Origin of the sequence: Microbacterium sp. K36 (assembly GCF_004794355.1) — a bacterium.
GTDB lineage: Bacteria > Actinomycetota > Actinomycetes > Actinomycetales > Microbacteriaceae > Microbacterium > Microbacterium paraoxydans_D.
The window spans coordinates 1-4,225 of record NZ_SSDN01000023.1 but is presented as its reverse complement, the minus strand read 5'-3'; the positions used below and the strand labels follow the sequence as shown (position 1 = coordinate 4,225).

Annotated in this window: 4 protein-coding genes; 2 read left to right on the top strand and 2 right to left on the bottom strand. The window is 71.6% G+C overall.

What is annotated here, in order from left to right:
* Window positions 1-791: 791 nt before the first annotated feature.
* On the bottom strand, window positions 792-1,748 hold the full coding sequence (locus DW296_RS00950; RefSeq protein ID WP_136050699.1) for an AraC-like ligand-binding domain-containing protein: 957 nt from the start codon (window positions 1,746-1,748) through the stop codon (window positions 792-794).
* A gap of 105 nt (window positions 1,749-1,853) precedes the next feature.
* On the opposite strand from DW296_RS00950, the gene DW296_RS00945 reads away from it, so the two are divergent.
* Window positions 1,854-2,996: a DUF998 domain-containing protein gene (locus tag DW296_RS00945; RefSeq protein WP_240742944.1), complete on the top strand. Its 1,143-nt coding sequence runs from the start codon at window positions 1,854-1,856 to the stop codon at window positions 2,994-2,996.
* 24 nt (window positions 2,997-3,020) lie between these two features.
* Here DW296_RS00945 and DW296_RS00940 read toward each other — a convergent pair whose 3' ends face one another.
* On the bottom strand, window positions 3,021-3,878 hold the full coding sequence (locus tag DW296_RS00940) for a MurR/RpiR family transcriptional regulator (RefSeq protein ID WP_136050698.1): 858 nt from the start codon (window positions 3,876-3,878) through the stop codon (window positions 3,021-3,023).
* 102 nt (window positions 3,879-3,980) lie between these two features.
* Between DW296_RS00940 and DW296_RS00935 the strand changes: the two genes are divergently transcribed.
* Window positions 3,981-4,225 (top strand): hypothetical protein (locus DW296_RS00935; RefSeq protein ID WP_205807768.1); only part of this gene is annotated, 245 nt, incomplete at its 3' end.

Sequence of the window (4,225 nt, the reverse complement as noted above, 5' to 3'; positions counted from 1 at the left end):
CAGCTCCGTCCCCGCGCAGCTCCGTCCCCGCGCAGCTCCGTCCCCGCGCAGCTCCGTCCTCCGCGCAGCTCCGTCCTCCGCGCAGCTCCGCCCTCCGCAGCTCCGTCCTCCGCGCAGCTCCGTCCTCCGGTTCCGTCCCCGGATCCGCCCCTCGCCCCCGTGCGGGATCAAAACCGCCCCTGCCGCGCCCAACGGCGGCACCTTCCTGATCCCCCACCGTCGTTCCGCCCGCGGCCGCCCCGGCGCGGGACGGGAAACGCCCCTCCCGGACGCGGGTGGGGCGCGTTCCTGATCCCGCACGCGGGCGTCGTGTCCTCTGGCGCGCGGGAGTCGTGTCCTCCCGCGCACGGCGTGCCTCTCGTCGGTGCGGGATCGAAAGTGCCCTCGCCAGACGCACGGCGGGTGCGTTCTTGATCCCGTCCCGAGTCACGCGTCCCGCTCCGTACGATGCGGGATCGAAGGATTCCTGCCGGTCGCGGGTGCGGTGCGTTCTCGATCCCGCACGCGGACGGCGCGTGCCGTCGCGCGCGGCGCATCGGTGCGGGATCAGAATCGTCCTGTCAGACGTGGGTGCGGCACGTTCGTGATCCCGCCCGGGGATCTCATGCCCGACGCGTTGCGTGTGGCGTCGCCGTGGTGCGGGATCGAAAGTGCCCCTGCCGGACGGGGATGGGGTGCGTTCTTGATCCCGTGCGCGGAGCGGGGGAGGGTGCGGGATCAGGAACGTGCGCGGGGCGAGCGCTGGAGGGGCGGTTTTGATCCGGCGGGCGGGCGCGAGGCGGGAACGAGGGTCAGTGGGTGGCGCGGTACTCGCTGGGGGAGACGCCGAAGGCGGTCTTGAACGCACGGCTGAAATGCGCGGCGTCGACGAAGCCCCAGCGCGCGGCGATCGCGGCGACGGGGCGGTCGGCGAGCATCGGATCGAGGAGGTCGCGACGGCACTGCTCCAGGCGGCGCGTGCGGATCCACGTCGACACGGTCACCCCCTGCTCCTGGAACAGCCCGTGCAGGTGGCGGGTGGAGATGAAGTGCGCCGCGGCGATGGAGGCCGGACCGAGGTCTGTGGAGGCGAGGTTGCGGTCGATGTGCGAACGGATCCGCTGCATGAGGGCGCGGTGCGGGTCGGCGGAGGCCTGGTCGAGTCCGAGCTCCCGCGTGAACACGGTGGTCACGAGGTCGAGGGCGCTGTGCGCGAGCCGGGCCCCCGTCGTGCCGGCCAGCTCGTCGAGGTTTCCGGCGAGCTGCGTCAGGTACGGCACGACCATGCCGCCCAGCCCCTCCTGCCCGGAGATGCGGACGGCCGTGAGCTGCCCGATCATGTCCGCGGGCAGGCTGATGAGGTGCTTCGGGAACATGACCACCATGGTGCGGAAGTCCTGATCGAAGACGAGGGAGTACGGCCGATCGGTGTCGTAGACGGCGAGGTCGCCCGGCTGCAGCACGGCCTCGCGGTCGTCCTGGATGAGCAGCCCGGTCCCGGCGAGCATCAGGCTCACCTTGAAGTACGAGCGGTCGCCGCGGGCGATGAGCTCGGTGGTGCGCTCGACGACGTGCGAGGTGGCGCGGATGTCGTTGACGTGCACCTCGTCGACGGCGGCGCCGCGGATCACGCCGCGGAACTGGTCGGCGCCCGCGGAGGACACCTGCAGCGGGACGAACGACTCGGAGACGGCGGCGCGGAACTCGCTGATGTTGCGCGCGACGAGGGTCGACACCGATTCGGCGGGGGTGGTGAGGGCACCGTTCATGACTGATCACCTCGGGCTGGTGGGAACGACGACGTTGTATACGATCCGTTCCGCGATGCTACCACCGGCGACGACCGCGCGGGGGTGCCGTCTAGGATGTGGTCCGTGAAGGACGGGATGATGTCGACGGTGGGGCAGCGGATCCGGCACGTGCTCCGTCAGGTGCGCGGTCCCTCCACCGCCGACGCGGTGGTCGAGGCGACGGCGCTGATCGTCGGCGCGGCGTTCCTGCTGGTGGGATTCCTCGTGGCCCTCCCGGTGTTCTGGGGGCACCAGCTCTCGATCAGCGGCACCGGCTCGATCGGCATGTTCGCGGCGTACGGCGGTGCGATCGCGGCCGCCCTCGCGTTCGCCCTGGGACGCCTCGCCGTGCGGGCTCCGGAGGTCGACCCCGCGGTCGCGAGGGACGGATTCGCGGTTCCCGGCGACCGGCTCCGCTGGTACGACCTCGCCGCCATCGCCTTCGCGCATGCCGCCATCGCCTACCTCGGCTGGCTGGGCATCGCGCAGCTGCTGGAGCAGAGCTTCGTCGACGCCCCGGTCTTCCCGTTCCCCGGGGCGATCCTCGTCGCGGTGGCCTTCGCGCTCACGGGCTACGTCGCCTTCCTCAGCGCCGTCGCGCTGACGCCGACCGTGCTGTCGCTGGTGCTGGCGGTGTTCCTGGTCGTCGGGGCGTTCGCGGCGATGCTGGCCTCGAGCGACGTGCACTGGTGGCGCGACAACCTGTCCGCGCTGGGCATGAGCAGCAACAGCGCCTCGGTGGCCTTCAACGTGACTCTCATCATCGCGGGGATCATGGTGACGACCATCTCCCGCTATGCGACCGCGGGGCTGCCCGTCGACGACCCGGTCGACCGCCGCGGCCGGACGATCGTGCGCGGCGGCCTCATCCTGATGGGGATCTTCCTCGCGTGCGTGGGGATCTTCCCGGTGGACGAGTTCTTCGGCCTGCACAACACGGTCGCGACGGGCATGGCGGTGGTGTTCGCGGTGATCGTCGTCGGCCTGCCGTGGTTCGTGCGCAGCATCCCGCGGGTGTTCGTGGGGCTCGGCTGGGCGTACGTGCTGGTCATCGTGCTGCTGGGGGCGTTCTTCGCCGTCGGCTACTACAACCTCACCGCGGTCGAGCTCATCGCGGCCGTGCTGATCTTCAGCTGGATCATCGTGTTCCTGCGCACGGCGGGGACGATGGGCGGTCGCGCGCCGCGGGCCGACGCCCTGACCGCTCCGGACACCGCGGTCCGCTGACGCGACGAGGGCTCGGCGACGACGTCAGTCGCGGAGGAGGCGCGTCGCCTGACGCGTGCGCTGCAGGGCGTCGACGGTCTCGGCGTACCGGCGCTTGGCGACGCCGATGAAGAGGCAGTCCACGAGGGCGAGCTGGGCGATCCGGCTCACCATCGCCCCGGCGCGGAACGTCGACTCGCGCACCTCGGTGAACAGCGCATGGTCGGCGACCTGGGCGAGGGGGGAGTCCTTCACGGAGGTGACGGCCACCGTCGTCGCGCCGTTGGCGACGGCGGCTTCGAGGAACCGCACCGTCTCGATGGTCGACCCCGCATGCGAGAACCCGATTGCGACGGTCGTCCCGACGGGGAGCACGGCGGCGGCGATGGCCTCGTGGGGGTCGGAGAGGACGTGGGCGTTGCGGCCGACGCGCAGCAGCTTGTGCGCGAGGTCCTCCGCGACGAACTGGCTGGCGCCGATGCCGTACAGGAGGAGCCGGTCGGCGCCGTCGATGGCCGCGACAGCCGCCGCGAGCACGGCGAAGTCGAGCTGTCCGACGGTCTCCTCGATGGCGAGGAGTTCCAGGGCGGCGAGCTTGGAGACGGCCTCCTCCAGGGAGTCCTCGTCGGAGATCTCGGAGCCGTAGGCGCCGCGGGCGGAGAACTGGGCGGCCTCCTTGCCGAGCTCGGTGGCCAGGGCCATGCGCAGCGGGGCATAGCCGGTGAAGCCGATCGCCCGGCAGAACCGGACGACGGACGCGACCGAGGTGCGGCACTCCGTCGCGAGCTCGCTGATCGTCTTGTCGATCACGAGGCTCGGGTTCTCCCGCACGGCGGCCGCGACGCGGGCCAGCGACGGGGGCAGGGTCGCAGCAGCGGCTTCGATCGTCGACTGGATGCTCACGGTATCCTCCGGAACGGCGGAATGGGATGGTAAATTCTTTTCAGCGAGTCTACGTGTTGTGTAGTCGCTTTTCTTTCTTTCCGCCGGATCCGAGGAGTGCCGATGAGCGAGACGACCGCCACCGTCGACCTCGGCAAGTCCCGCTGCCGCCTCGTCGTGCACGGCGCGACGGCCGGGGAGCGCTCCGGGATCGGAGCGCCGGGCCTCGCCGCGGCGGGCGGAGTGGAGGCGGCGCTCACCGCGATTCTCCCGCTGCTCGACGATGTCGGGCGCATCGACACGCTCGGCGTGGGGGCGGCGGGCGCCTGGTTCGCCCCGGAGGCGGCCGCGGAACTCGCCGCCGCGCT

Bases quoted from the DNA above. Each gene is read 5' to 3' on its own strand.
- DW296_RS00950 (WP_136050699.1), bottom strand. From the start codon at position 1,748: ATGAACGGTGCCCTCACCACCCCCGCCGAATCGGTGTCGACCCTCGTC.